This window comes from Porphyromonas sp. C0026D3, from assembly GCF_056590775.1.
Window position 1 is genome coordinate 196,880 of record NZ_JBWPWU010000004.1, and the last position, 23,336, is coordinate 220,215.

Here is a 23,336-nt window from a genome sequence, read left to right on the forward strand (position 1 = left end):
TCAGAATGTCATCCTAAAGCTGGACGAGCCGGTGCCCATCAGGCTGGCGTTGCGGGCTGAGCCGGTTGCAGTGGCCGAGTTCAGGGGCATACCTTCGAGTGGCACCTCCTCATCGGGGTCAAAGGGGGTGTGGAAGAGCTTATCCTCCCTCGGCACAAAGGGGATAGCCGACAGCCCCATCTTGGTGAAGCCGGCAATATGCATATGGTAGATGTTATTTCGTAAGACAGGTGAGGCACACCAGGTATCAGCGCTCTTGGTATTGGGGTTGAGCCAAGCGTAGTAGACCATCATCAGGCGCGCACCACGGATGGAATTTTGGTCCTCTACGCGGTTGCGGATGTAGCAGGGGTAGCTCACCACTTTGTCTCTCTTTTGGGCGGTGTACCACTCCACATAGCCACTGTGGATATCTACCGGATCGGTGCGGTTAAAATTGGCTCCATAGAAGTACTCCTTCAGTCCCGGAGCGATACGACCGTAGAGGTAAAAGTCCATCGAGTGCCGCTCTGCAATAGAGAGGTCGGTCTCCTTGAGTTGCCCATTGAGTAGCTTGCTCAGCTTCTCCATCAAGCCCGGGGTGTCCGGTGCCAGTACAGCGTTAGTTAGTGAGACGCCATTGGCATGGGTTGGGAAGTCCTTGCCGTTGGGCAGCTTGGCCTTCAGCTCACGTACCCAAGAATCATTGGCACTGAGGGTGTGTGTCGCATTGCCATCACGTTTGTCCACAGGTATCTCGTGGTAATTGAGGTAGAACTTCTTATTTACCTGAGAGTAGTAGATGCGAGTGATCCCCTGCTCATACATAGAGGGGGTGAAGAGCTCTCTACTATTACTTTCACTGGGGTACCACCCATCGGATCTAAAGAATTCTTTCTTTTCTTTCTCAATTTGCTTCTCAAGATCCTTTATCAGATTCGATAGCTGAGCGCGCTTATCGGCATTGGGGTCACCCGCTCTCAGCTTCCTATCCGCTTCGAGCGTCTTCTTAAATTCTTTTTGCTCAACATCTAGATCCGTAGCATCTAGTTCTGTTGGGCTGCCGACTCTCTTGTTTTCGGGATACTTTTTGTTGCGGTAGCCTTTGTCAGCTAATTCTAGACCGCCCTTAAAATCCTGTGTGCGTAGTGTGCTCCTATCTCGCTTAATCTTATTCAGATATCCCGCCTCGTCTAGCGCCTTTGTCTTAACAAACGCATCCCTTTGCTTTGAGATGCTGTTAAAAAAGCGCTTCGCCCCATTTGGATTACGGAGATGGTTCTTCCACCACTGCACATAGGCCTCGAAAACAGCATCGGCGTCCGCCTCACTCATACCACCGCCACCGGCCTCGGGTATGGCAGCTAGATCGTCCTTGGCTTTTTGCAATTGATCTTTGAGATCCTTTACCAGTTTTTCAAAGTCAGCCTGCTTATTATTGTTTTTCTCAGCCACAATCCCTTCCGATTTGGACGCCCAGGGGAGGCTCCGCATATCAAAGGAGGCGACGACCGCAAAGAATGGAGTATTGGAGGTGTTGTAGCCACTGGAGCCATCCTCGGCCCATGCGTGGGTACTCTCGGTCACGTAGCAGCTGCCCCAGAATGTGGTGGTGTGCGTGAGGGGAATGGGTCTACTCCGCTCGTCAACTGGTAACGTCCCATCAATTTCTCGTTTGTCGCTATACTCTATCTCCCGCAAGATTTTCTGAGCATAGTCCTTATCGGAGGGATCGAGCTCGGCAGGCCCCTCTCCATAGACAAAGTGTGCTGAGCGGAAGAAGCGATCCCGTACCAGTGCATCCATACTAAACGTCTCATCCCATAGCGTTGGTCGGTAGGTGGAGAAGTTGATCAGCGAGCTATTATTGGTTTGGTCATAGAGGGGGGTGCGGGTGTTGCGATTGCCCGGTAGGTCGCCCTCTTTCTCCGTCTTGGCGATGGGGAAAAAGGTAGGCTCAAAGTTGAAGACCTGAAAGCTCACTCCCTTGATCACCATGCCCTCCAGCTCGTGGATAGGCTCATTCACGAGTGCCGCCTCGGCTGTCACCACAGCTTGTGCCAAGGCCCGGCGGGTGTAGATCTTCACCACGTTGCGCTCATCACTCATCACCTCGTCGGCCGTGACATAGTCCTCCGGCAGGTAATTGTCCCGCACACCGGAGGAGAGGATCCGATCCTTGCGCTTGATAAATGGGAGAGGGCCAGGCTTAATCGAGGACATTCTTTCAGTATCAAAGAATGCATTGGGGAAGTCAAGGTAGCGTCGTGGCACCTTACTCTCCGGATACCCCGACCTTCCTTTATCGGAAAATGATTCCAGGTTAGGGATAGTGTCGGTTGCTATCTTCTTCGTGGCGATATGGCTGTCGGGGCGGAACGCTTCCAGCCGGGGGGCATCCCCATCGTAGGTGATGCCCGGCTCTCCCATGTAGGGGATCGGCTCGGCGATCCGCTCTAGGAAAGCTCGCTTATCCGTCTTCTTTTCCTCTAGGTACCGGCGGTACTGCTCGGGGATGTTGAAAAAGGCAAAGATCTTCTTGCTCAGTGGTTTGGTCTTGAAGGGCGTGAGCAGTAGCTCCTGCTTTTCGGGATCCCAACGCCTCACGATATTGGTATCATCCGGGCGACCAGAGATGCACTGCACCGTATTGTCGCCCTCGGAAACAATGTAGATGGCAAAGTTCTCGATAACATCATCTCCCTGCCAAGTGGCGGTGTAGTTGCCGGCACTCTTGTCCACCTCCGGCAGATCAGAGGTGGTGGCCGCAGAGGTAGCCCTCAGAGAGAGTGACATATAGGTGGTCCCCTCCTGCTCTATAGTGTAGCCACTCCGACCGGTATCCTCCGGGACCGGCAACTCCTTTTTGCAGCCCGCAAGCGGGAGGAGCAGCCCCGACAGTAGGAGTACGACGGAGAGACGCTTGATCAATCGGTCATTGATGGTCATATCTTATTTCTTCTATTGATCTCTATTTATACTAGTGACAGGAGGTGCGGTCAAGCACCTCCTGCCTTCGGGGTTTTGATTCAAAAGCACCCCTGGGACTTTGTCTTGGTCAGCTTTAGAGCTCTAGGTCTACCGAGTGTACGCCCCAGTTTACCACCGTAGCCTCTACAGCCATATAGGTCTCAGATACAGAGAGCAGCTCGGAGGGGTCAGGAGTATTGTCGTTCGGGTCTTTTGGGTTTTCGGTACCCGGTGTGAGGGGGTTGCCGGTGTAGCCCACTTTCTTGAAGGCCTTGATATTCACGTGGTAGATGTTGTTGCGGAGCACCGGAGAGGTGAGTGGCTTTGCGACCTCGTTGGGGTTGAGCCAAGTCACGTAGTAGCAGAGGCCACCCTTGTAGGTGAGGACGTTCTTGTCGTTGTTCAGGTTGGCAGCCTTGGCAGCAGCCTTGTCTTTGTAGAACTTACCGTCGTTCAGACCATAAAAGAGGTCGCTTCCGGCAGCGTATCCGGTCTCCTGACCGGTAGCCCATGTGTCGTTGCTAGGAGTGATCTGGGCAGAGATGATGGCATAGGCGGTATTGCCCTTGCGGTAGCCGGTCTCAGGAGCCACACCACCCTCGGCAACCGGCTTACCACCGTACTGGTGGGTGGTCTCGGTGATGAACTTCATCGTATTGCCCACGATGCTCGTGACATTATCGGGATTGCTTGCATTGCGAGTGAAGTCTCCCAGCGCGATACCGGTCATGGCGCGATAGAAGTATTTGCCGGCGGCATCAGTAGTGAATGCATTGAGGCTAGCGGGGATGAATTCGAAAGAAGGAGTCTTGCAGTACTTCACCTTGGTAGCTTCCTGACCGTTCTCAGATGTCATAGGATCGAGGTAGGTCTTTTTCTCAAACTGCATCACATCCCACTTCAGGTCAGAGAGAGTGGCGATGGTGACCGTGGCACCGTTGCGGGTACCCTTGATGGTCAGGTCGTTGGCCGCATCCTTGGTCACAACCGCCTGAGCGACGAGACGACGGACGTTGATCTTGGCGCAGTTTTTAGTACCGGCCTCTGCCGTAGCCTGATCCACACCACCCTTGACCTCCACCTGAGCGGCAGTCTTGCCGTTCATTCCGATGATATCTTTGCCACCATCGAGTTTGGCATAGGTACCGAGGACACCACTGGCATCGGTCATGTCGTAGGAGTCGGCATAAGCAGTCTCAAAGGCAGTCTTACCGATAGCGGCCGCATTGTCGAGAGCGGTCTTGATGGGTGTGCCGTTGAGGTTGGCGAGGACATAGACCTCCTTCATACCGGCATCCACCTTCCATGCCTTGGTGAGGTACACGTTGGGTTTCCCTGAAACCGGGGTGAGGCCCGTAAACTCCTGCTTCTCCACCTTACCGTTGGAGACAGAGACCACATAGACGGTGAGGTCGTTGATCTGGTCACGACCGCCGTACTCACCCATAGGGTTGTGGTTAGTATCCTCTGCCTTCAGGGGACCCTCAGCGGGTAGGGCAGTAGATACAGCAACAGACATATAGGTGTTGCCGGTAGATGGGACAACCTCAGGGGTCCCATTGACATTTTCTTTATTGCACGCTGACAGACCTCCTACGAGGGCAAAAGCTAGCAATGCGCGAGTTAGTTTTTTTGTCATCACTGTTAGTTGATTTAATTGTAAAAAAAGATATTATTCAGTATGTATCACAATGCACCCTTATCGGGGCAAAGGTAACAAAAATTTTACATGTTTTGAAATAGTAGTTGTTCGTTTCGGTGGAAAATCATGAAAAATCCGATGCCGATGCCGGATTTTCCCTGCCATTTTGCCAAGGCGATATTGTTGATCGGTTTTGCCGATCGGTTTTGCGACCCCTGGCGGGGTCGTGTTTTTTCGGGGCGACTGCGGTCCCGGGGTCTTCGGGGCTACGCCCCTCGACACCCGGGCTATGAAGGAGGCACCCCTAGCGGGGTGCTGGACCCGATGTTTCCCGTTCAATGGGCGGACACCGGTTGGAAATGCCCCACCTCACGACCCCGCTAGGGGTCACAAAAGGGGGCGGCAAAATCAGGGAAGACAGTCCGGGGCTGCCGACCCCGCTAGGGGTCGCGCTTTCATAGCCGGGCGGTCGAGGAGGGGCGAAAGCCCCGACGATGACCCCCGGAAAAAGACGGCCCCCACCACCCTACGACCCCGCTAGGGGTCACAAAACAGATCGGCAAATCGGGTCCCAAAAAGACTCCTCGTGGGGGCGTTGATAATCAAACACTTATAAAGAGCATTGAGTTTCACGGATAGAAGCGAAACTTTTCACGGATAGAAGCAACCCTTTTCACGGATAGAAGCAATCACTTAGACGGACAGAAGAAAACGATCAGCCCGCAATCGGGCCTGAAAAAGCAAAAAAAGAGAGGGGGGCAAAAGTGACTTTTGCCCCCCTCTCGGGTTGATCGGTGTGTGGTCTATAGGTCTATGCAGTCAAACTGTACACAACCTACTTGGCCATTGGTGAACATGAAGAAGAGGTAGAGGTAGTAGCCGTCCTCTGATGGCTGTAGCAACACATCTCCTGTGCCGTTAGCGTTGTTTTGCGTGTTGTCCTTGCCTCCATATTTTCCGGCATCACTTCTCCAGATAGGGCCGGTGAAGCCATCGACCGTGGTGGCATCGTGCAGGTAGACAATGTCGTCCTGTGTCTCGGATAGTGCGCCACTGGTGATGGAGCTGGTGGTGACGTACCTCTTGCCATTGAACATCGTGCAGTCCACTGCATTGACAATAATATTGGGCTTGCCAATGACGGGGCCTGCCGCCTTGATTGCGTGGGTCGCACCATCGATCCAAAGTAGCTTGACGGGATCGGTGAATGAGTAGGCGGCAACGAAGTAGTCGGAGGTGGGGTTGGCAGGATCGGAGGCTATGATGTCGCAATTGAAGCGCCACTGGGATGTGACGGCACTGACCATGACCTCCGTGGGGGTGGTGGAGAGCAATCGCCCATCCTTGATCTGCCAGCGCTGGAACTTGCAGTCGCTCTCGTAGACGGGTGCCGTAATGACAGCGTCTTTCGTAATATCGCCTATGACCGAAAACTTTCGTCCCAGCTTGTTGGTGCCACTTCCGCCCCAGTCGATCAGGAGCCGCGGTGTGTCGGTGCTGTTTTTTAGCATCCAGATCTTGAATGTGCCGGCATTGGGGGAGAGGTTGCAGATGAGGATATGTCCGGAGTCGTCGGAGGTGGTGTAGAAGTTGGTCACCCCTCCTGTGATTGTGGCCATGGTCTCGATGGCTCCCTCCTTGTCACCGGTGCGGGCATTGAGGATGAGGCTTGGTTGGTTGCGGGTATTGAGGATCAGCTTGCCTCCTGAGTAGGCGATACCTCCGGTGAGGTCAAACACATTGATGCCCAAGTCGTCCTTGAGCTTTTTGGTCCAGAGTAGCTTGGCACTGCCTTGTCGGATGCCTGCTTTTACCTTTTTGGGTAGGCACTTGGTTACCTTGTAGACGGTTTTGTCGACCCCGTTTTGGGCGGTGACGGTTATTTCCGGATCGGAGTCAAAGTCTATGGGTGTGGTGTTGGGGTCGGGGCTCAGGGTGGCACCGTGGGAGACGGTGACGGTCGCCTTTGCCTTGCCGATTGTGCCACTGTGGATCAGGGTAATCGTCTTGGTCCCTGCATCGATGATCCCGGTGAGTGCCGGCTCGGTGATGGCAAACTCCTTGATCTCTGCCTCACTGCTCTTGCGGATGACACCGATGATGGTGTACTGCTTTTTTTCGTTGAATGCGTTGGTGACGGTCAGGGTCTGCTCTTTGGTGAGGTCCATTATGCCGAGTGCGGGGGCTATGGTAGCGTTGTTGTCTAGCTCGGCTGCCACTTTTACTTTGGAGAGGGCAGACTGGGGCAGCACTTGGTAGGTGTTGCGTGGGTAGTTGTAGGGAAAGACAACTGCTATAGTACCTTTTTCGTGATCGATCTCGGCGGCGAATAGGTTTTCGGAGCTGTCGTCACCGGGGAAGGTGGCCGACAGTGAGGTGATGCCGTACTTCTCGCCTGTGGGTGTGGTTGCCTCCGGCTGTTTGCACCCCGCTGTGAAGAGGGTGAGTGCGAGGAGCAGGGCAGAGACTGTGGATTGGTATGTATTCATCATGTGCTGTGTCTTCATTAGTTCCAGAGAGGGTTTTGCTTGACGAGGTCGTTCCTTTTTAGCTCACTGCTAGGTATAGGTAGGAGGTATAGGCGCTCGGGGAACTTTCGGTCCGCCTGGTCGACATCCACATAGGTGTATCGGTCGCCCTCGATCCTGAATCCGTGGCAGCGGTAGTGGTCGTACTTGATGTGCGCCAGTCTCCATCGGCGCATATCCCAGAAGAGGTGTCCCTCGTAGGCGAGCTCTACTTTGCGCTCGTGTCGGTAGTCCTCGAGGAGCTGGCGGTCGGAGGAGGTGATGGGTGGGAGCTGTACCCTGGCTCGGACTTGGTTGATGAGTGCTCGTGCTTCGGAGGCTCTGGAGAGGTGTATGGCGGCCTCAGCTTTGTTGAGCAGGACTTCGGCGTAGCGGATCTCCACCCATGGCTGTGTGCTCTTGACACCGTTGAGGTCCAGGTGTTTTTCGTTGACCAGTTTTTTCAGGAAGTAGCCTGTGGTCGTCTCTCCGTAGCTGAATGGTCGAGACTTGTACTCGATGTAGCTACCGTTTTGTCCACCTACGGAGTTGTCCATCTTTTTGCCTTTCCAGGTGGATCCGGGATAGATGACCGTGGCGTGGAATCGTGGTTCGAGTTTTTCGTAGGGGGGGCGGTTGGCATTGGCTTTGTGGTAGGGGGTCCAGTCCATGCGAGAGCCATCTGCGAGCTCGTACTCCTCCACCATCTCCTGAGTGGGGGTGCCCAGTGCTCCCAGCTCATAGCCATCGCACTTGGGTGCGTGGTCTTGGTCAAATAGGTGAGTGGGGCCGTTTAGGTCGTACCTGTACTCGAGGATGGCCTCCTTGTTTGCGCCTCTCCAAGCATCGGCATAGCTATCCATGAGGCCATACTTGCCGGAGGCAATGACGTAGTCTGCCGCATCGTATGCAGACTGCCATCTCTGGGCAAAAAGCATGGCTCGAGACTTGTAGGCGGCCGCCATGGTCTTGGTGATCCGCCCTTTGTCCTGAGCGGAGGGCCACTCCTCGGGTAGGTTTTGGATCGCAAAGTCCAGATCGGCCTCGACCAGATCCCATACCTCTTTTTCGGTGGCACGTGGGGTCTCTTTTTTCATCTGATCCAGTGAGGTATAGAGGATGACTCCACCGTACCGCCTGGCCAGCTGGTCGTAGATAAAGGCTCTGAAGAAGCGGACCTGTGCCTCCCACAGGGCATTGCGCTCAGCGGGGAAGGCGGAGTACTGCCGCATGGAGGCCAAGAATTGATTGAGCTCTCGGATCCTCAGGTAGGCGTTGTCCCAAATGCCATAGAGGGCACCGGCCGAGGTGATGGCGGAGGGATTGGTGACGTAGATATTGGCTTGCCCGGCCTTGGGGTTGATGGCAGAGGAGCCGTACTTGTAGGTGTCGGTCAGGCTTTCGGTGAGATTGCCGGCAAACTGAGCCGATCCAAACTGCCCGTAGTCGTGAATGTAGGGGTAAAAGCCATTGACATACAGATCCACGTACTCAGCCTTGGTCCACACCATCTTGTCGGTGGGGTTGTCCGACGGGGTGAGATCCATCCAACCTGAGCAGGCGGAGAGCCCTAGGAAAAGCCCCAGTAGGAGTGCTATTGTGGTAGTTGATGACTGTTTCATATCTTGTTTAGAGCGAAAGGTTAAGGCCTAGTGAAATGGTGCGTTGCTGAGGATAGTAGCCGTTGTTGACTGCGGGCTGCTCGGGATCGATGTTGTATTTCATCAGCTGGCTAAAGGTGAAAAGATTGGATCCATCCAGATAGATTCTCAGCTTTTTGATCCCCAGCAGGTTGGTCAGGTCTGTCGGTATGGCGTAGCCGATCTGACAGGACTTGATGCGGACATAGTCACCGTTTCGGTACCAGTAGTCGGAGGCATAGGCGTTGTTGGTGCTGATGGGGGTGACTGTCAGCCTCGGGAAGTCGGCGTTGCGGTTTTCCGGGGTCCAGGAGTTTTCCACCAAGAAGCGCGGAGAGTTTCCGCCATGGCTGAATGGCTGTGTGTAGGAGGTGTGGTAGCCTAGGTAGTTGTCCGGCAAGGCTCCGCCATCTGCCATCCCGGCAAGTGCCACAGATCGTCCGAAAGCACCAAGAAGCAGTAGGTCAAAGTCGAGTCCTCTCCACTCTGCATAGAGGTTGACCGAGCCTTGGAACCTCGGATACTCGGGCTTGGCGACGAAGCTCCGATCCTGCTGAGTGGTGATCTTGCCATCACCATTGAGGTCCTTGTACTTGATGTATCCGGGGAGGACAGCCTTGCCCGGTATCGTGGCTGAATGGGCGATCTCTCTGGGGTTCTGGAAAAGCCCGAGCGAGGTAAACCCAAGTCTGGCACCGACTTCGGAGCCGGTGATCCTCTTGTACGCAGGGGTGTTGTCGGGCTCGCCCGCATAGTAGAGCCATCGCCTCAGTGCGAGTGTCCCGATCAGCTTGACACCGTATCGGAAGTCACCGACCTTATTGTTGTGCGACAGGGTGAAGTCCATACCGCGGTAGTCCACCTTGTTGAGGTTGGCCAGCTCGTGCATGTAACCGCCCATTGAGGGAGGATAGGCACCGTTCACACTACCGATCAGGTCATACTGGTACTTGTAAAAGAGGTCCAGCTCCAGCCCCAAAAGTCCATCCCAGGCATTGAGTTCCACACCGGCGTTGTAGGTAATGGTCTTGGCCCAGCTGAGGTTGGGGTTACCCAAAGTACCGGCCCGCATGGAGCTTTTGGGCGTGTCGCCTATGACCACAGACTTGGGGGAGAGATTCATGAGGTTCAGGTACGAGAAGGCCCGTACATTGGAGGTGGCTATCTTTCCGATACCACCGCGTAGCTTGAGTAGGTTGATCGCGGGGCAGTCGAACCAGCTCTCGCGGTCGATCCGCCAGCCGGCCGACACAGCGGGGAGGTTGATCCAGCGAGTCTTGCCTGAGTTGGCAAAAAGGTAGCTACCATCGCGACGCAAGGAGAGCTCGAGCAGGTAGCGGTTGTCGTAGTCGTAGTTGACCCTCGCCACGAGGCCCATCATCCTCTGGTGTCCGCTCGTGCCACCGATGTAGGGCTCGGCTTTTTCGCCCTTTCCGGTCGTGTTGGTCACCTTGTTCAGCTCGTCCAGCTCCGGAAAGTCCAGCCCCGTCCCACTATTTGCCAGCCAATGATTGGTGTTGTCTCTTGTCTCCAAGAGTCCCAGGGCAGTCACATGGTGCTTGCCAAAACTTTGGCGGTAGTTGATCTCGGTCTGAGTGATGAAGCGAACGGACTCGGAACCACTCTCGGAGAGTGTGGTATTGCCTGATGCGTCCAAGTGTGGTGTGTACTTGATGGCCTCGGCACCCGGCTTGGGGATCGTGGCCAAAAGGGTCTTTATGGGTGTTTGGAGTGATTTGTTGAACCCGAAGTAGCGGTCGTATGCGCCACTGAACTTGACCGCCAGCCCCTCGATCCAGGGGAGCTCATACTTGAGCATAAAGTTGCTCTGAAAGGAGGCAATCCTAGAGGTGGTATAGCCCGAGTCCCGTATCGACGCAAAAGGTGAGACCGGTGTCGAGGCAGTGGGGGTGCTGACATAGTACTCCTGTCCGTCTGTGGGATCCGTCATCCGCATCGGCAGGTAGGGTACCGCCCAGACGGCTTGCTTTGGGATGTTTAGCTTGTCACCGGGGTTGGCCGAGTATTTGGGTGCGGAGTGCTGGTCCAGTCGTCCGGCGATATTGAGCTGCAGGGAGAGGCGATCTGTGATCTGGGAGGTGACATTGCTCCGGAGGTTGTACCGGTTGTAGTTGAATCCCTCCACATTTCCTTTTTGGTCAAAAACACCCAGTGAGGCAAAGTACTGTATCTTGTCGGTCCCACCGGAGGCATTGATGTTGTGGGTCATGTTTTGTCCGAGGCCAAACACCTTTCCGTACCAGTCGGTGTTGCCCCAGCCATCCAGTCCTTTCCTCATCTTGTAGATCATCTTTTCCGAAAAGATAGGGGTCCCTCCATCCAGTTCGGTGGCGAGGTTATGGTACTTGGCATAGCTCGGTCCATCCAGCCAGGCAATCTTGTTGGCGTTTTGACTGATGCCGTAGCTGCCATTGTAGCTGATATTGAGCTTTCCCTCTTGTCCTTTTTTGGTCGTCACCAGGATGACCGCCGAGGCGTTTAGTCCATATATAGATGCCGAAGTGGCATCCTTGAGGATTGAGATGGAGGCGATCTCGTTGGGGTCAATCTCGTTGAACGACCGCTCGATCCCATCGACAATCACTTTGGCTCCCTCTCCGCGCACCAGCAGATGGGCGTCATCACCGCCCGGTCGCCCCGATCGTTGCAGCATGGTGACACCGGAGACACGTCCGGCGAGCACATTCGACAGCCCCACCTGTGGTGCTTTCATCAGCTCGTCACTCTTGATGGAGGAGACAGCGCCGGTGATGCTGGCTCGCTTTTGGGTGCCGTAGCCGACCACCACCACTTCGCTCAGGAGGGCATTGTCTTCGGTCATCTGTACGTTCAGCACTTGGCGACCGTTGAGTCGGATCTTTTGGCTCCTAAAACCGATGAACGAAAAGTTTAGGACCCCATCCGGTGTGGGGACCTCTACCGCGTAGCGACCATCCATGTCGGTGATGGCGCCCTGCTTCGTCCCTACCACCTGTACGGTCACCCCTGCCAGCGGCTCCCGGGTCGAACCATCGGTCACCAGGCCCGTCACTCGTACCTGACCATACGTGGTGCAGAGACAGGCGAACCAAAGACAGAACCCTGCCAGTAGCGCCGTGTACCTCTTGGACAAAAAAGATCTTTTCCGGGGTTTGTTGTCTTCCATACTGTTGTTTTGCGAATAGATAAAAGTAAATGTGATCTCATTAGTGCGGTCTGTACCTAAAACACCCACGGTGCCACCACACCCCTATCGGAGATTGTGCCACTGTCGCCTATCGACCGGTAGAGTGGTGGTCCCATGCTGTATCGGTGGTAAATATACAAAATATTATATATTATTTACCCCGATAGTTCGGTATTATTTTACTGAATGGCATACACATCACGACTATTTACACGAAACAGCATACAAAGCAGGGGTTTCACTAACACATATTTTCTAATAAAGCATTACCTATGTCACTATGCTTGATTATCTACCGAGGCCGATCGAGTGTACCGGCAGGCCTCTCTCGCCGAGAGGTCTGTCGTCGGTCGAGAGGTCGCCATGCCTACACCGAGGTGGATCCTGCGGTATCGGAGGTGTGCCGGTCTTTCTTTTTGTCGGGGAGGGGATCGGGTGAAATGCCTTCCCCGTGAGGACTAGAACCTGTACTGGAGCCGGGCTTGTAGGACATTTTGGTGACGGAGAGCGGTGGCAGTGGCTCCGGCGTCGATCAGGAAGTGGTGGTAGTTGGCCCGTATGGCGACTTGCTTGGTGCAGTAGTAGCTCAGCCCCAGTGTGAAGTCCTGCATGACTCCGACCTGCTCCATACCCACAAGGGGCGACTCTTGCCCCCTTTTGTCACGCAGATTGAGGTACCCATACCCGAGTGTCAGCTCCAGACTGTTGGGTCCGGGGAGGTTTGCCCCGGACTTGGCACGGTTGTAGACGTAGTTTCCGGGATTGAAGATCTGCGCCGCACCTATGACGTACAGTCCGTGTGTGGCGTAGCACTTGTGGTCTTTTCGCCAGACATTTGAGTAGTAGAGCTGCGAGGTGAGCTTAAGGTTTTTGTACAGGACGAGTGCTTCGGCCGTTCCCTTGGCCTCGTGCTGAGCATCCGGCAGGAGGAGCGAGAGAGCTTTCCGACCGTCCACAGCAGTCAGGTAGGTACTGTGGTAGGCTACTTGCCGGGCATTGCGATCGGGGGTCAACTCCGGGCGGACGTAGAGCCCACTCACGCCACCGTGCAGACTCAGGCCATCACTCACGATCGGGCGCCATACCAGGCGACCACCGGCCATCCAGCCCGGCTCCACGCCTCCCGTCGCCGGTCCACGCAGAGCCATGCGATCCGCAAAGAGCCCATACTGCAGCCACAGAGCTGAGGTGTGGTACGTGTGTGTGATACCGATGCGCCTATAGGGTTGGAAGACATTGGGGAGCGGATCCTCCATGTAGTCCTTGTTCAGTGTCCCATACATCGAGAGTAGGCCAAATGGGACCAAAGCATTGCCAAACCTCAGACTGTGGTTTTTGGCAAAATCGTAGGAGACAAAGACATCCGTAAGCGACAGCCGATTGTGTGTCAAAGCGGCCTCCACCTTGGCCCTCCACGGACCATGGGCAGAGGTGGCACCCAGTCGCACATCTCGGAGCAGCACACCATGTGACACCTCCCCCTGCGCCATGCCATCGGCACCACGATCCCAAAAGGCACCATCCACAAGGAGCCGCCCAAAGAGTCGCGTCTCCTCCTTTTGCGCCTGAGCCAAAAGACCGGATGCCATCCATGCCAAAACCAACATTAGACTGAGCTTGGTTGTATTCATTGTCTTGTATTCCTAATATAAATAAGGTGTGCTTGTCCTGCCCCTAAAAAACCGAGGGGGCCGATTCTAAAGCGACAAAGGTACCAAATTCGCCCATTACCCCCTCTTTTCCCCGATCCTCTCCTCTTCCCGTGGGGAGCTATTGGGGTCGGGTCGGGTACTTCTTAGTGGCTTCAAGAGTTTTGATAAACATCTTTTTGGGGAAGAAAAAAACAGCCAGATCGGAGAAAAAGATGCTCATCTCCCAAGAAAAAGATAAAATCACTATGTGATTTCAATAAATCACTAAGTGATTTGAACAAACCACTGTGTGATTTGAATAAATCACTGTGTGGTTTATTGTTTTTCGACCAGGAAAAATAGTTTGGAAGTACAGAGAGAGGACTTTTCCCCCTATGCTGAGGAGATTTAGACCACTCTCCAAGCGAGAGACACACACCCGACAGGACAAAAGGACAAGGAGAAGGAGGAGCCTTGGGCCAACATACCCTCCCCTACTCTCCCCAAGGACAACGAATCAACGTCGAAAGCTGAGTTGGGGGATAGCGTGCAAAAAACTAACTTTGTGCCGAGGAGACGACAGCCGAACACTCTGTCGCTCCCGGATCGCACCATAATCAACAGGACCAACATGACCAACCCGACACACCACGACCAAAAGCTCCTCTGCGACCTGATCCACCTGGCACTGGAGGAGGACGGTGTGGACAGAGACCTCACCACCTGCGCTATCATACCGGCACAAGCCACCTGTACAGCCTACATTACCGCCAAAGCAGACGGCATCCTATCCGGCACAGAGGTGGCACGCATGGTCCTAGAGGCCATCGACACAGAGGGCGACTGCACCTTTGTCCCACTCGCCGATGAGGGAGCACCCATCACCCGAGGGCAAGACCTCATCACCATCACCGGCCCATACCGCATCCTGCTGGCCGCCGAACGGACGATGCTCAACTTCCTCCAAAGGATGAGCGGCATCGCCACCGCCACACACCGACTGGTGACCCTATGCGTCGGCTCCCACACCAAGATACTCGACACCCGAAAGACCGCCCCCGGCCACCGCTTCACGGACAAACTCGCCGTGCGTCACGGAGGGGGATCCAACCACCGCCACGGGCTCTACGACATGTGCCTCATCAAGGACAACCACATCCGGATGGCCGGTGGCATCACCCCGGCAGTGGAGGCGGCACGCCGTCACCTCCCCTTGTCGATCAAGATAGAGGTCGAGACGGAGAACCTGGACCAAGTCCGAGAGGCAGTCGGTGCCGGGGCAGACCTCATCATGCTGGACAATATGCCCGACAACGAGGTAGCAGAGGCAGTCCGCCTCATCGCCGGGCGGGCACGCACCGAGGCCTCCGGCAACATCACCCCCGACCGGATCCGCTCCTTGGTCGCATGTGGCATCGACTACATCAGCGTAGGCGCACTCACCCACTCGGTCACAGCACTCGACATGAGCATGAATATCGGGCACAAAGAGGACAAAAGGTAAGCCTCAGCCGCCCGAATTTTCCCCAACCACTTTTTCCTCAAAAAAAACATGAGACACGCCACAGCACACCTACTCCTCCCACTCGCCCTACTCCTTTCCGCCTGCGTCAGTGGGGTCAGCGACTGCAACAAACCCGGAGCCAATGCCTCCATCGTGGACACCTGGGTACTCGACAAACTACAGGGACCGGCACCGGATGGGAGCCCCAAAGTGTACACCGCTAGCGAGATCCAATCCGCCGGACTCTCCTACTGGACTTTCACCCGAGACCATCGTGTCACCGCTGCCGCCGACCAATCCGGTACCCGAGCCACCACGATAGGTACCTACACCCTCTCCAAGGATCGGCTTGAGATCACCCCGAGTGCAGGCGCACCTCTCTTCGGCTCCAACAAGCAGACTTTCAGGATCCAACAGCTCTGCCCACTCTACCTCCGCTTCGGCTCCGAGAGTGGTCCGGCCACCGGTCGACAGCAGGCGGAGTGGCACCTGCAGTTTTCACGCACCACCCACCACTAAGCCACTCGGCATACCCCACCCCGATGGAGGGGTTTACTCCGATTGGGGGCTAAAGCCAAAGTGCTCTTTTGCCCAAGCGAGCATGTAATCGTAGGCGGCCTCCCGTTCGTTGGGGATTGCGCCATCGAGTATAGCGTCCTTGATAGCCTCCTTGATCTCTCCCACTGCCGCACAAGGCTTTAGGGCGTAGATCTGCATGATCTCATCACCGTTGATGGGGGGCTGGAAGTTTCGGATGCGGTCCTTTTCTTCGATCTCCTTCAGCTTCTGCCTCACGAGTGCAAAGTTGTCCAAGTACTTTCGGACCTTCTGTGGGTTTTTGCTGGTCAGGTCACTCTCGCAGAGGAGCATCAGGTCATCAATATCGTCACCGGCCTCAAAGAGCAACCGTCGTATAGCGGAGTCGGTGACCCCTTCGTCCGCCAGTTGTGCAGGGCGCATGTGGAGACGCACGAGCTTGCGTATGTAGGTGAGACGTTCGTCAAGCGGTAGTTTGATTCGCCTAAAGATCTTGGGCAGGAGCTTGTAGCCGACGTAGTCGTGGTTGTGAAAGCTCCAGCCGGCGCCCTTGGTAAATTGCTTGGTGATGGGCTTGCCGATGTCGTGAAAGAGTGCCGCCAGTCTTAGTTCGGTCTTGGTGGATCGTTTGGCGACGTTGTCGACTACTATAATCGTGTGGACAAAGTTGTTTTTGTGCCCGATACCCTCCTTTGTTTCGGTCTGCTTGAGTGCGGACAGCTCGGGTAGGTATTGGTCCATCAGCCGGCACTCGTCCATGAGTGCGAGCCCGATGGAGGGGAGCGGGGCATCGATGATCTTGGTGAATTCGACACTGATCCGCTCCATGCTGACAATGGAGAGTCGGTGGGCATTTCGGCGGATCGACTCTTTGGTTTCGTCGGCTATCCGGAAGTCCAGCTGAGCGGCAAACCTCACGGCACGCATCATCCGCAGAGGGTCGTCGGAGAAGGTGATGTCGGGGTCGAGTGGAGTTCGGATGATTCGTTCGTTCAGGTCCTCAATCCCGCCAAATGGGTCGTGCAGTGTGCCGACCATAGGGCCATTGAGGGTGATGGAGAGGGCGTTGATGGTAAAGTCTCGGCGTGCTTCGTCTTCGGCAAAGGTACCATCCTCCACGATCGGCTTACGGCTGTCGGGGTGGTAGCTTTCGCGCCGTGCTCCCACAAACTCCAGCTCCACACCATTGTAGTGTATGCTGGCGGTGCCAAAGTTTCGGAAGATGGTGAGGTGAGCACGCTTGCCTAGTTTTTCAGCAATAGCGGCCGCAAGATCGGGGCCACTCCCCCGGGTGACAAAGTCGTAGTCACCGAGAGGACGATTGAGGATGAGGTCTCGCACGGTGCCACCAACGATGCGGACTTCCTGCCCGAGCCCGTCTGCGGCCTCTGCGATGGTCTGTAGGAGGTGGGTACCCAGTGCCTGCTCGAGCATCAGGGCCACCTGGGGTTGTAGTATCTCTTGGTCAGTCACTGTTGTTGCGTTTTGTCTTTGTTTTCGTCGATATTGATGGCCTGGGCTATGATGTACTCGGGGCGTTGCTTGGCCTCGTCGAATATAGCGGCGACGTAGCTACTGAGGACACCCAGGCAGATGAGCTGTATGCCGGCAAAAAAGGTGATCACGATGATGATGGAGGACCATCCCGCCTCGGGATGTGTGAAGCCCAAGATCTTTCCCAAAAAGACCCACAAGCCCAAGAGCATTGCCAAAAGTACGGAGCTGTAGCCAAGCGACATAGCCAGTCGCAGAGGTTTGTGCGAAAAGTACTGCATGGCCGTGAGTGCCAGGGTGACCATCCGAGTGAGACTGTACTTGGTCGTGCCGGCCTCACGCGGGCAGCGGGTGTAGTGGTAGGGCATCTGCGTGAATCCCATCCAACTGATGAGCCCTCGTATATACTTGTTGCGCTCCGGCAGTTGATGAAAAGCTTCCAAGACTCGGCGGTGCATGAGCCTAAAGTCACCGGTATCCGTGGGGATGGGGTAGTCGCTGAGCCGGCGGAGTAGCCGGTAAAAGAGTTTGGCGGTCGCTTTTTTGAAAACCGAGTCCCCCTTTCGCTCCTTTCGGACCCCATACACGACATCCACCCCATGTTGTTGCATGAGTCGCCACATATCGGGGATCACCTCGGGAGGATCTTGGAGGTCGGCATCCATCACGACGGCGTAGTCGGTACGGCAGACAGCTATTCCGGCGGAGAGGGCGGCCTGATGACCAAAGTTGCGGCTCAGGTGTAGGACTTGGGTGGTAGAGTCTTGCCGGGAAAGACGGTTCAGGAGACCTGCCGTCTCATCTGTACTACCGTCGTTGACAAAGAGCAGGTACCCCTCCACTCCCTCGTCACGATGCATGGTCTCTAGGACAGTGCGCAGACGGTGGTACGTCGCACCGAGGACGGGTGCTTCGTTGTAGCAGGGTAGGATGACAGTGAGCGTGGACATGGGCGGTGCGATGGTTTATTTCCGGAAGACAAGGTATTTATTCATCAGGAAATTGAGCCCCGTATAGAGGGCCATTGCCACCAATTGCTGTGGATAGGGCGGGATGGTGCTGTGGCGACGCATGATCAACAGTGCGACCAGCTGGAGAGCGTAGCAGACCCCAAAGGTGAGCAAAAAACCGGGCAATCGACGCCACCCAATAGTGGTACGAAAAGTCCACCGGCTATTGAGTGCAAAGCTATTGAGCAAGCCCACAGCGTAGCCAATAATATTACTCAGGATCGGATCCATGCGGAGCAACTGCTGGCATATATAGATGGTCACTGCCGTAAGGAGGGTGTTTAGGACACCCACGGCACCGTACTTTATGAGCTGTGTCGGGGTCGAATACATTTATATCTGTCGGTCATCCGGCCGAAGGGCCTTTAGGGATCCATAGAGGTACGCAAACTTACCTATTCTTATCACGCTACCCAAACTGAATAAGGGCAAGCCCGTGTGCACAATGGCCCCTCCCGTGGGTCGCCAAGCAGATAGACCCAAAGAGTTGCCAAAGCCAGGTCGGCAAAGTCGGGGTGCCAAAGCTAGGGTCGGTAAAGTCGGGACGGCAAAGTCAGGTCTGCAGCACCCCGCAAGGGGTGCCTCCTTCATAGCCCGGGTATCGAGGGGCGGAGCCCCGATGATCCCGGGTCACCAATCTCCGACCCCCTCTTCCCCCGACCCCGCCAAGGGTCGCAAAACAGATCGACCAAATCGGGACGGCAATACGGGATCAAATTTTCTTCTATCCGTCTAAGGCATTTCTTCTATCCGTGAAAACTTTCGCTTCTATCCGTGAAAAGTTTCGCGTCTATCCGTGAAACTCAACGCTCCTTATAAGCACCTGATTATCAATGTCCCCCAAAAGGTCTTTTCTGGCCCAAAAACCGCCTCTTTTTCACCCGGTTTTACCGATCTGTTTTGCGACCCCCGGCGGGGTCGTAGGATTGGGGAAAATTCGCCTTTCCCGGGGGTCATCGTCGGGGCTTTGCCCCTCCTCGACCACCCGGCTATGAAAGCACGACCCCTGGCGGGGTCGGCAGACCCTTTTTATCGCACCTATTTTTCGTTTTGGGATTCACCATTTGTCTCATTTTATTGAGTCCTCCAATGGGTCAATGTTTTGGACCGCAGCACCCCGCAAGGGGTGCCTCCTTCATAGCCCGGGTGTCGAGGGGCAAAGCCCCGATGACCCCGGGGCTGCAATCACCGCCCCTCTTTCCACGACCCCGCCAGGGGTCGCAAAGCAGATCAAAAAAGGACTCCCTACGCAGAAGAGAAGCAAATATCGTACTATGGTCTGGAGCAGCTTTTGTGAGGTCTAGCTCTAGGAAGTCACTCCACGAGATGGAGTCGTTGATGCGCTCTTCGACCTCTCTGTCGGAAAGCCCATACCATGTTTCTAGAAGTATTGAAGAGTAAGAGAGGTGGATAGCTGGGAGCGCCCATCGGTGTGGTCGCCTGCTTGAGGCAATGTTTGTTGAGCAAGTTGGAGATGGGACGCCAGTCAACCAGCTGATTGATTTGACTCAAAAAGGGATTTCTCATCTTGTTGCGTCTATCAATAACAGCAATGTCAGCAAAGGAGGGGGCTTTGGTCTGTTTCATCTTGCTCATAGAGATAACTAGAAGACTGTCTAATATAACACAAAGACACTAATAATCAGCGAGATATGCAACACATTAGTCCGATTAGACGTGCAACAGTCGCATTTGACAACTGTCGAGGAATATGCTGTTAGAGTATTGTTATACAGCGTCATAGCTCGCTCTGTAGCTACTCTTACATCTCCGTTGATCTCAATTTCTCCCGAGGAAATTGCTCAATTTCCTTGATAGTGCCGTCGATGACCTCATCGGAACGATGCGCCAGTTCTGTCCTTTGAGTGAGCACTACTAGCGGAGGTAGTCTTCGGCTAAGGCGACCCAATAGGAGGCTCCGATCGGGAGAAGTTGCTTGTTGAAGATAAACTTAGGGTTGTGCACCATCGGGGTTTCGCCATTACCTATCATTAGGTAGCAACCCCGCTGCTTCTGAAGCATGAAAGCAAAGTCCTCACTACTCATATAGCGTGCGCTGGGGTAGACGACTCGCTCCTCGCCAAAGGTCTTGCGGGCCACCTCGGCGGCGTAGCGTGTCTCCTCCTCACTATTGATCAGGACAGCTCCAGGCTGCCCCTCAGTGATCTCATAGGCACAGCCATAGCTCTCGGCTTGGTGCTGTGTGATGGTGCGGATCCGCTCCAGTACCTGGACGCGTGTCTTAGGCTCCATATTGCGTATAGAGAGCCTGAGGGTAGCACTGTCGGGGATCGTATTTCCCGTATCCCCAGCGAGGAAGGCACCGATAGTCACTACGCTGTGATGCCAGGGGGAGACATTGCGTGAGACGATGCTTTGCAGAGCTAAGACGAGCGAGGCGCCTGCGACGACGGGGTCGATACTAAGCTCGGGCATTGAGCCGTGAGAGCCACGTCCCATGAGCTTGATCTCCCAGTTATCCACGGCAGACATCATCTCGCCTGCGCAGAAGTGTAGCGTGCCGAGGGGTAGACCAGGCAGATTGTGCATCGCATAGACAGCGTCTACGGGGAAGCGCTCGAAGAGCCCATCGGCGACCATCGCTGCACCGCCCTGCATGGTCTCTTCGCCGGGCTGGAAGATGAGCGTAAGTTTGCCATTGAAGTGACCACTCTCGGCCAATTGCTTGGCAGCGCCGAGGAGCATCGTCGTATGTCCATCGTGTCCACAGAGGTGTGCGTGCCCTGGGATGCGACTGCGGTAGGGTAGGTCGTTTTTCTCCTGTATAGCTAGTGCATCAAACTCTGCGCGGATCCCCAGGGAGCGTGTCCCCTCGCCACGCTGCATCGTAGCTACGATGCCGAGCTTACCGATACCCTCAGTCACTTCGTATCCAAAGTCTCGTAGCCTCTCGGCGATGATGCGGGAGGTGTCGTACTCTTGCATTGCTGTCTCAGGAGCTTGGTGAAAGCTCTCAAACCACTGCTCCATATCTCGGCAGATGGCTTCACTTATCTTAGATTTCATAGTCATGTGTGTCTATATATGTGTCTATATATTAGTTGTCTCTACGCCTTAGGCTACTTCTTTTGCTTAGGTATTGTCAAGGCGATGGAGAGGATAGCGAGGAGGAGCAGGACGATATTGAAGGTCATCGTCACCATTGCTGCATGACGGAAGTTGAGATTGCCCTGCTGGCCCACGAAGTTGATGAAATTGCCCAGGAGTTCGATAGGCTGTCCCGATACTTGGATGCCATTGTAGATGGCTTGTGAGATGGCTAGTCCGAAGGCTGCGCCAAGAGACGAGGCCATCTTGTAGATGCCGGAGCCTTGTCCCGAGAGGTCTCGTTGCAAGCTCGAGAGCGCTGCATCGGTAGAGGGTGTCGCATAGAAAGCTAGCCCCGTGCCAAAGAGGACGTACGCCACACCTGTCAGGATCATATAGATGCCTGTGATGAGCTGTGTCTGAGACATTAGGAGGACTGAGACGATGATCAGCATACAGCCCCAGATCATCGGCTTGCGAGGACCAAAGCGCTGGAGGAGCTTCTCCCCCACACGGATGAAGAGCAGGATGGAGACAGCGTAGCCGATGGTCAGGTAGCCAGCCGTGGCGGAATCAATGAGACCGCCTTGCTGTAGTACGCTGAGCGACACGACGAGAACGCCCGCAGTGGCGTTGAGAATCAGGTTTGAGATGGTCGCTCCTGTGAAGGTCTTATTGCGAAAGAGGGCAAGGTTCATAAAGGCTCCCTCACGTCCCAGCTCAACCTTGATGAAGACAACGATCGCAATGACCGATACCGAGATGGTAGCAAGGGAGGATACACTGAGCCAGCCCCAGATAGGCGCATTGGCGATGAATAGCTGTAACGACAAGATACCTATGAAGAAGGCGACGAAGCCGAAGATGTCAAATCGCTTTGACTCTTGTTGCTCGGCACGGCTCTCGGGAAGTCCCTTGATGAGCAGTAGGCCTGCTAGCGCAAATAAGGCGCAAACGTAGAAGATGGCGCGCCATCCCAAGGTGCTAATCATAAAGCCTCCGAAGAGTGCCGCAAAGCTCGAGCCTCCCCAGGATCCCATACTCTAGAGACTGACTGCACGCTGTCGCCCCTTGCCAGACCAATAGACGTTGAGAAGTGCTAGCGAGGCAGGCATGATGCAGGCTCCTGAGACGCCTTGCAAGGCTCTACCTACGATAAGGATAGGTGCTGTCAGGACGCTCTGAGCAGGCGTCAGCGCAATCAGTAGAGCTCCTAGGATAGCTGCGTAGAAGCCCCAGCGAATGAGCTTGACACGTCCGAGACGGTCCGCCAAGCCTCCGAAGACCACGATGAAGAGTCCACTCACCAGTGAGGTGACCGACACGGCAAAGCTAAGCGTTGAGATGGATAGTCCCAGCTCCTTATTCATATCCACATGAATATTGAGGAGCGTCATGGCAAAGAGCCAGAAGGAGAGCAAGCCAAAGATGAATCCAAAGAGGACTCGGTCGTTGCCGTGGTAGGTTGTAGGGGAAGTCTGTTGCATACTATATATAATAGGAGAAAGCGCATTAGCTCGCTTTCTGATGGCTAAAGTACGCTTTTTCTCCGATTTACCCAATAAGAGCTCAATGGGAGAGTTGCGGGATGTGGCGCAGACTTAAGCGCAACAGTCTCATTATATATATGGAGCGAACTTTTTTCAAACCGCAATAGAAAAGCAACGCACAACCACACTTTTTGTACACAATTTCTTAATTAACCAAAATAGCCCACAACCCCCAGAAGCCCGATTTCATCGGCCGTTGTGCAAGCTCAATTTTATTTATTCTCACACACCTCCCTATTTATCATTTGTTTGATATTACAAATTTATGCTACCTTTGTCATCGGTATCTATTTAGGTGCTATGTTGGAATACGAAAAAAACAGGCATATAAAATATGAAAGAATTGAAAAGAATAGCCTTGGCACTGTCGCTGGTACTGGTGACTGTGGTCTGCGCTCAAGGTCAGCGTGTTGCGCTGAAGACAAACGCCCTGCATTGGGGGGTCATGGGATCGCCAAATGCCTCTCTCGAGGTGGCGATGGGTCCCAAGTTGACTCTGGACCTGTACGGTGGTGGCAACCTATGGAAGTACGAGAAGCCTCTCGAGGTGCGTCACTGGCTGGTACAGCCGGAGCTGCGCTACTGGTTTTGTGAGGTGTTCAACGGCACTTTCATCGGTCTGCACGGGCACTATGGC

13 protein-coding genes and 2 pseudogenes are annotated in these 23,336 nt (G+C 54.7%); 3 read left to right on the forward strand and 12 right to left on the reverse strand.

The window, feature by feature from the left end:
- The 6 genes from AC1EK1_RS04890 to AC1EK1_RS04915 all read right to left on the reverse strand — a co-directional run bounded on the left by AC1EK1_RS04890 (window position 1) and on the right by AC1EK1_RS04915 (window position 13,556).
- Window positions 1-2,928, reverse strand: coding sequence for a fimbria major subunit (locus tag AC1EK1_RS04890; protein ID WP_480306678.1), 2,928 nt, complete (start codon window positions 2,926-2,928; stop codon window positions 1-3).
- 115 nt (window positions 2,929-3,043) lie between these two features.
- Window positions 3,044-4,588 (reverse strand): Mfa1 family fimbria major subunit, encoded by a 1,545-nt coding sequence (locus tag AC1EK1_RS04895; protein ID WP_480306679.1) that lies wholly within the window; start codon window positions 4,586-4,588, stop codon window positions 3,044-3,046.
- Between the two features lie 806 nt (window positions 4,589-5,394).
- Entirely contained in the window at window positions 5,395-7,083 is a 1,689-nt protein-coding gene (locus tag AC1EK1_RS04900) for a DUF5018 domain-containing protein (RefSeq protein WP_480306681.1), read from the reverse strand.
- 14 nt (window positions 7,084-7,097) lie between these two features.
- A complete protein-coding gene (locus AC1EK1_RS04905; RefSeq protein WP_480306682.1) occupies window positions 7,098-8,720 on the reverse strand; it encodes a RagB/SusD family nutrient uptake outer membrane protein in 1,623 nt (540 codons plus the stop codon).
- Window positions 8,721-8,727: 7 nt separating this feature from the next.
- On the reverse strand, window positions 8,728-11,904 hold the full coding sequence (locus tag AC1EK1_RS04910) for a SusC/RagA family TonB-linked outer membrane protein (protein WP_480306684.1): 3,177 nt from the start codon (window positions 11,902-11,904) through the stop codon (window positions 8,728-8,730).
- Between the two features lie 479 nt (window positions 11,905-12,383).
- Window positions 12,384-13,556, reverse strand: a complete 1,173-nt coding sequence (locus AC1EK1_RS04915; RefSeq protein ID WP_480306686.1) for a porin — start codon at window positions 13,554-13,556, stop codon at window positions 12,384-12,386.
- A gap of 631 nt (window positions 13,557-14,187) precedes the next feature.
- Between AC1EK1_RS04915 and nadC the strand changes: the two genes are divergently transcribed.
- Together nadC and AC1EK1_RS04925 are read left to right on the forward strand one after the other, a co-directional pair.
- The gene (gene nadC, locus AC1EK1_RS04920; protein WP_480306688.1) at window positions 14,188-15,060 is read left to right on the forward strand and encodes a carboxylating nicotinate-nucleotide diphosphorylase; all 873 of its coding nucleotides are present in this window, start codon (window positions 14,188-14,190) and stop codon (window positions 15,058-15,060) included.
- A gap of 48 nt (window positions 15,061-15,108) precedes the next feature.
- Complete coding sequence (locus tag AC1EK1_RS04925) at window positions 15,109-15,579, forward strand: hypothetical protein (RefSeq protein WP_480306690.1); 471 nt, start codon at window positions 15,109-15,111, stop codon at window positions 15,577-15,579.
- Window positions 15,580-15,612: 33 nt separating this feature from the next.
- Here the strand turns inward: AC1EK1_RS04925 and AC1EK1_RS04930 are convergent, their stop codons facing one another.
- The 6 genes and pseudogenes from AC1EK1_RS04930 to AC1EK1_RS04955 all read right to left on the reverse strand — a co-directional run bounded on the left by AC1EK1_RS04930 (window position 15,613) and on the right by AC1EK1_RS04955 (window position 22,636).
- Window positions 15,613-17,031, reverse strand: a complete 1,419-nt coding sequence (locus AC1EK1_RS04930; RefSeq protein ID WP_480306700.1) for a CCA tRNA nucleotidyltransferase — start codon at window positions 17,029-17,031, stop codon at window positions 15,613-15,615.
- A 35-nt stretch (window positions 17,032-17,066) separates the two neighbouring features.
- Window positions 17,067-18,041 (reverse strand): glycosyltransferase family 2 protein, encoded by a 975-nt coding sequence (locus tag AC1EK1_RS04935; RefSeq protein WP_480306692.1) that lies wholly within the window; start codon window positions 18,039-18,041, stop codon window positions 17,067-17,069.
- Window positions 18,042-18,056: 15 nt separating this feature from the next.
- Window positions 18,057-18,434 (reverse strand): GtrA family protein, encoded by a 378-nt coding sequence (locus tag AC1EK1_RS04940; protein ID WP_480306694.1) that lies wholly within the window; start codon window positions 18,432-18,434, stop codon window positions 18,057-18,059.
- Window positions 18,435-19,195: 761 nt separating this feature from the next.
- Window positions 19,196-19,697 (reverse strand): annotated as a pseudogene (locus tag AC1EK1_RS04945) (transposase).
- Between the two features lie 279 nt (window positions 19,698-19,976).
- A complete protein-coding gene (locus AC1EK1_RS04950) occupies window positions 19,977-21,128 on the reverse strand; it encodes a M20 aminoacylase family protein (protein WP_480307256.1) in 1,152 nt (383 codons plus the stop codon).
- A 53-nt stretch (window positions 21,129-21,181) separates the two neighbouring features.
- Window positions 21,182-22,636 (reverse strand): annotated as a pseudogene (locus tag AC1EK1_RS04955) (MFS transporter).
- Between the two features lie 397 nt (window positions 22,637-23,033).
- Between AC1EK1_RS04955 and AC1EK1_RS04960 the strand changes: the two are divergent.
- Window positions 23,034-23,336 (forward strand): DUF3575 domain-containing protein (locus tag AC1EK1_RS04960; protein ID WP_480306993.1); only part of this gene is annotated, 303 nt, incomplete at its 3' end.

Bases quoted from the DNA above. Each gene is read 5' to 3' on its own strand.
- AC1EK1_RS04925 (WP_480306690.1), top strand. From the start codon at position 15,109: ATGAGACACGCCACAGCACACCTACTCCTCCCACTCGCCCTACTCCTT.
- AC1EK1_RS04935 (WP_480306692.1), bottom strand. From the start codon at position 18,041: ATGTCCACGCTCACTGTCATCCTACCCTGCTACAACGAAGCACCCGTC.
- nadC (WP_480306688.1), top strand. From the start codon at position 14,188: ATGACCAACCCGACACACCACGACCAAAAGCTCCTCTGCGACCTGATC.
- AC1EK1_RS04905 (WP_480306682.1), bottom strand. From the start codon at position 8,720: ATGAAACAGTCATCAACTACCACAATAGCACTCCTACTGGGGCTTTTC.
- AC1EK1_RS04950 (WP_480307256.1), bottom strand. From the start codon at position 21,128: ATGAAATCTAAGATAAGTGAAGCCATCTGCCGAGATATGGAGCAGTGG.
- AC1EK1_RS04915 (WP_480306686.1), bottom strand. From the start codon at position 13,556: ATGAATACAACCAAGCTCAGTCTAATGTTGGTTTTGGCATGGATGGCA.
- AC1EK1_RS04910 (WP_480306684.1), bottom strand. From the start codon at position 11,904: ATGGAAGACAACAAACCCCGGAAAAGATCTTTTTTGTCCAAGAGGTAC.
- AC1EK1_RS04930 (WP_480306700.1), bottom strand. From the start codon at position 17,031: ATGCTCGAGCAGGCACTGGGTACCCACCTCCTACAGACCATCGCAGAG.
- AC1EK1_RS04940 (WP_480306694.1), bottom strand. From the start codon at position 18,434: ATGTATTCGACCCCGACACAGCTCATAAAGTACGGTGCCGTGGGTGTC.
- AC1EK1_RS04890 (WP_480306678.1), bottom strand. From the start codon at position 2,928: ATGACCATCAATGACCGATTGATCAAGCGTCTCTCCGTCGTACTCCTA.
- AC1EK1_RS04900 (WP_480306681.1), bottom strand. From the start codon at position 7,083: ATGATGAATACATACCAATCCACAGTCTCTGCCCTGCTCCTCGCACTC.
- AC1EK1_RS04895 (WP_480306679.1), bottom strand. From the start codon at position 4,588: ATGACAAAAAAACTAACTCGCGCATTGCTAGCTTTTGCCCTCGTAGGA.